Source organism: Accumulibacter sp., from assembly GCF_016789985.1.
In the GTDB taxonomy this organism is placed as follows: Bacteria; Pseudomonadota; Gammaproteobacteria; order Burkholderiales; family Rhodocyclaceae; genus Accumulibacter.
Window position 1 is genome coordinate 1 of record NZ_JAEUOL010000161.1, and the last position, 4,461, is coordinate 4,461.

The following is a 4,461-nucleotide window of genomic DNA, read 5'->3' on the forward strand; positions in this document are numbered from 1 at the left end:
TTCGATGGCCACCGCTTTCTCGGTCGCCACCATCGCCAGGGCCATCAGTTGCTGCACCTGCCGTCGCTCAGGTCCGCTGCGCGGCGTCAGTGCCAGGACGCCGCGGTGGACGGCAAGTTCGTCGAGGTAATCGAGCAGATATGCACTCTCGTGCAGCTTCTCTCCATCGGGAAGCGTCAGCATGGGCACCTTGAACAGCGGATTGATCGGCCGCATGGCATCCATGTGGCGGAAAACCGAGAGCGAGAGGTGCTCGAAGGGAATTCCGTAGTGCGTCATGGTCACCGCCACGCGCCGCACAAAGGGTGAATCATAGAGTCCGAGCAACTGATGCTGCCCACCGGTCGTCGTTTTCGTCATCGTCCTTCTCCGATCGCCAAGAATTCGAAACACACCTCGCCATCCCTCACCCGTTTCAGGCACAGGCGGCTGCCACGCCGCTCATCCGCAAGCCCGGCAGGCGCCACTCTTTCCGGCAGGATCCCGCCGGTGGTGCCAGGCGAACCATTACCGGACGATCGGCATCAATGCGGCCCGCGCTCCACGACTCGACGACCACTCGCCCGGCACCCGTGATGATATGGCGTTCGCCGGGCAGCAACCAGATGTCCCGCGCCTCCTTTTCTTCGGTCAGCCAGACACGACCGTCGGTCGCAATCACGCTCCAGCCAGCCAGCCGCTCGAGAGAGACGGCCTCAGCCCGACCTACTGCAAACTCGATGTATGCCGAGGGAACTGCCATGAGCTTTCTCCTTTACTCGCCTGAATGCCTGCCCGGATGCGAGCAGGTGCCACCATTCTCAATGCCGGAGCAGGCAAGTACAATCGAATTGTTCTCACGTGACATGTGAAGAAAATTGACCGATAGCCGACGTAACCCACCTCTGGGCAGCCTGCGAGTGTTTGTCGCGGCGGCGCGCACGCAGAGCGTCACCGGCGCGGCCGCCCAACTGCATCTGACACATGGTGCGGTCAGTCACCAGTTGCGACAGTTGCAGGATCATCTTGGCGTCGCCCTTTTCGAACGCAGCGGCCGTGGCCTCAAGCTGACGGCGCACGGCGCTGTCTATGCTGAACGACTGGCCCGCGCACTGGAAGAGATTGCCCAGGCAACGGAGACACTGATCGCCACGCGCGACTATCGCCGACTGCGCGTCAGTTGCATGCCGTCCTTCGCCGCCCGCTGGCTGTTGCCGCGGCTGGGCACCTTCATCGCCTGCCACCGCGAGTACGACGTCGAGGTGCAGTCAAGTGCCCGCCTGGCCGACGTCAAGGGTGGCGAGACCGACGTGGCGCTGCGCTTTGGCCATGGCCACTATCCTGGGCTGAGCTGCCGCCTGCTGATGAAGGACTGGTACTACCCGGTGTGTTCACCCGACTTTTTCGACCGGCACCAACTGGGTAGCCCCGAGCAGTTGATCGGCCTGCCGCTCCTGCGATCGAACGATGAACGCTGGCAACCCTGGTTCAGCGCCGCCGGCGTACTCGTCGACGAACCACAGCGCGGTGCGGTGTTCGATGATTCGAGCCTGATGCTGATGGCCGCCGCCTCCGGCCAGGGAGTGGCATTGGCGAGGCACACGCTGGCCGTCGACGATCTGGCGAATGGCAGCCTGCGGCGCCTGTTCGCAACGGCGATCGAATCGACGCACGCCTACTTCTTCGTCGCTCGCCCGGCCGACGAACGGCAACCGGCGGTTCTTGCCTTCCGCGAGTGGCTCTTCCGGGAAGCGGCCTCGTATGCTCCACCCGACGGCCAGCTCGCGCCAGCCAGGCAGAAGTAACCACCTCCAGGCAGTGCCGGAGGCTTTCCGTCGCTGGCCCGGCAAAGGGAGCGGTGCGCCGCGCTCGATGGCGGTGGATCGCCTTCAACCAAGGGGCATGCCGAAGTCTTGACGAAACCCGGAAGTCGCCGCGACCCGTGTCTCAAGGCTTCTTCTGCGGCAACGCAACCGGCAGGGTGAGCTTGAAGTGCATGGCGGCGAGACGCAGGCCGAGGACGATCGTCATTCCCGCCCAGGCGGCGGCAACCGCCGGAACCCCGACCTCCTGCAGCCCGATCATGGACAGGGCGCCGGCCCACGCCGCCGAGGCATAGAGTTCGCCCGGCAGGAAGATCATCGGCACATCGTTGCACAGGATGTCGCGCAGGACACCACCCACGGCACCGGTGATGACTCCCATCAGGCTGGCGACCAGCCAGGGAGCATGCCATTGCAGCGCCACCTGCGTGCCGACGATGGTGAATAGCGCCAGACCCACGGCATCCGGGATCAGGAACAGGCGTGATGGCAGACGAAAGGCACGCGCCACGAAGAAGGTCACACTGGCCGTACTCAGTGCAGCGGCGAGGTAGGTCTGATCAACCACCCAGAAGACGTTGCGATCGAGCAACAGGTCGCGCAGCGTACCACCGCCGAGCGCAGTGGCCACACCAACCATCAGTGCGCCGATCAGGTCCATCTGCTTGCGGCCGGCGTCGAGCACGCCGGTCAGTGCGTTGACCGCCACCGCCGCCATGCCAACCCAGTAGACCAGCGTCTCCATGCTCACCGGTCAGCCCGTCCAGCGCCAGCGCGCGCCTGCCGGAACGGCGTGAAGAAACAAGCGAACGCGCTGACCACCGGCAAACCGTTCATCACTCGCCGACCGGCAGGGCAGTCTTGTCCACCACCCGACGCAGAACGAAACTCGAATGCACGCCGGTCACCCCCTTGATCCCCGTAATCCGATTGAGCAGCAAATCCTGGTAGGCGTCCATGTCCTGCACCACCACCTTGAGCTGGTAGTCGGCCGCCTGGCCGGTGATCAGCAGACATTCCATCACTTGCGGGATTTCGCTGATCGCCGCCTCGAGCTGACCGAAACGCTCGGGCGTGTGCTGGTCCATCGAAATATGGATCAGCGCCATCAGCGACAAACCCAGCGCCCTGGGGTCAAGCAGAGCCCGATAACCGATGATCAGGCCAGCTTCTTCGAGTGCACGCACCCGGCGCAGGCAGGGCGATGGCGACAGGCCGATACGGTCGGCCAGCTCCTGGTTGCTGATCCGGCCCTCCTCCTGCAGGACCTGCAGGATTCTGCGGTCAAAACGGTCGAGTGCCACGCTATTGCACGCCATTCCACGTCTCCAGAATAAACTGGAATAAATTTTAACATGCGGGCATGTCTGCGCAATTTTCTGCCCGAATGCAGCCCAGATCCGGGCAACAACGCAAGCACCTGCCGGAGCATTGCGGGTAGCATTCTGCACGTCAATATCTTCCAGCAGAGAACTCGAGGAGCCACCGCCATGTTGCAGAACCCTTCAAGCAAGTACTCCCCCTTCCCACCCGTCGGGCTGGTCGATCGGCAATGGCCGAACCGTACGATCAGCGCCGCGCCGACCTGGATGAGCACCGACCTGCGCGACGGCAATCAGGCGCTGTTCGAACCGATGAACGTCGAGCGCAAGATGCGCCTGTTTCGCACTCTCTGCGGTATCGGTTTCAAGGAAATCGAAGTGGCCTTCCCGTCGGCTTCGCAGACCGACTTCGCCTTCGTCCGGCAGCTCATCGAAGGCGGTCATATCCCTGCCGACGTGACCATAGAGGTGCTCACTCAGGCGCGCGAGCACCTCATCCACCGCACTATCGAATCGCTCGCCGGCGCCCGCCGGGCGATTGTCCATGTCTATAACGCCACCTCGAAGCCCTTCCGCGAGAACGTCTTCGGGATGAGCAAGGCGGACGTGGTGGACATGGCGGTCAGCGCCGTGCGCCTGGTCAGGGAACTGACGGCAGAATGCCCGCAGACGGAATGGGTACTCGAATACAGCCCGGAAACCTTCACCGCGACCGAACTCGACTTTGCGCTCGAAATCTGCAACGCCGTGACCGAGGCCTGGGGGGCGACCACGGAGGACAAGGTGATCCTCAATCTGCCGACCACCGTAGAGGTGACGACACCGAACGTCTATGCCGACCAGATCGAGTGGATGCACCGCAAGCTGGCGCGCCGCGACAGCATCATCCTCAGCGTCCATCCGCACAACGACCGCGGTACGGCGGTGGCTGCCGCCGAACTGGCGATGATGGCCGGCGCCGAGCGCGTCGAAGGATGTCTCTTCGGCAACGGCGAACGTACCGGCAACGTCGACCTGGTGACCCTGGCGCTCAACCTGTACACCCAGGGAATCTCGCCCGGTCTCGACTTCTCCGATATCAACGCGGTGGCACGGACCGTCGAACACTGCAGCCGCCTGCCCATCCATCCACGCCATCCCTACGTCGGCGACCTGGTATTCACGGCCTTTTCCGGTTCGCACCAGGATGCCATCCGCAAGGGTTTCGGCGCACAGCAGGCGGACGACCCGTGGAGCGTCCCCTACCTGCCGATCGACCCGGCCGATGTCGGCCGCAGCTACGATTCGGTGATCCGGGTCAACAGTCAGTCCGGCAAGGGCGGCATCGCCTATCTGCT

At 63.6% G+C, this 4,461-nt stretch carries 6 protein-coding genes; 2 read left to right on the top strand and 4 right to left on the bottom strand.

The features are described from left to right. Nucleotides 1-360: glutathione S-transferase N-terminal domain-containing protein (locus tag JNK99_RS09330; protein ID WP_291851833.1), on the bottom strand; the 360-nt coding region annotated here is incomplete at its 3' end. Nucleotides 361-415: 55 nt separating this feature from the next. Beyond that, a complete protein-coding gene (locus JNK99_RS09335; protein ID WP_291851836.1) occupies nt 416-742 on the bottom strand; it encodes a DUF2917 domain-containing protein in 327 nt (108 codons plus the stop codon). Nucleotides 743-857: 115 nt separating this feature from the next. Between JNK99_RS09335 and gcvA the strand changes: the two genes are divergently transcribed. Beyond that, on the top strand, nt 858-1,784 hold the full coding sequence (gene gcvA / locus JNK99_RS09340; RefSeq protein ID WP_291851840.1) for a transcriptional regulator GcvA: 927 nt from the start codon (nt 858-860) through the stop codon (nt 1,782-1,784). Between the two features lie 142 nt (nt 1,785-1,926). Here gcvA and JNK99_RS09345 read toward each other — a convergent pair whose 3' ends face one another. Continuing rightward, on the bottom strand, nt 1,927-2,547 hold the full coding sequence (locus tag JNK99_RS09345; protein WP_291851845.1) for a trimeric intracellular cation channel family protein: 621 nt from the start codon (nt 2,545-2,547) through the stop codon (nt 1,927-1,929). A gap of 91 nt (nt 2,548-2,638) precedes the next feature. Then, nucleotides 2,639-3,106 carry an Lrp/AsnC family transcriptional regulator gene (locus JNK99_RS09350; protein ID WP_291851848.1) on the bottom strand — a complete coding sequence of 156 codons (468 nt, stop codon included), beginning with the start codon at nt 3,104-3,106 and terminating at the stop codon, nt 2,639-2,641. Nucleotides 3,107-3,292: 186 nt separating this feature from the next. Here JNK99_RS09350 and JNK99_RS09355 point away from each other — a divergent pair. After that, nucleotides 3,293-4,461 (top strand): 2-isopropylmalate synthase (locus tag JNK99_RS09355; protein WP_291851843.1); only part of this gene is annotated, 1,169 nt, incomplete at its 3' end.

What these genes read in the sequence shown, in the direction of transcription:
- JNK99_RS09335 (WP_291851836.1), bottom strand. Translation starts at nt 742, where the DNA reads ATGGCAGTTCCCTCGGCATACATCGAGTTTGCAGTAGGTCGGGCTGAG.
- JNK99_RS09345 (WP_291851845.1), bottom strand. Translation starts at nt 2,547, where the DNA reads ATGGAGACGCTGGTCTACTGGGTTGGCATGGCGGCGGTGGCGGTCAAC.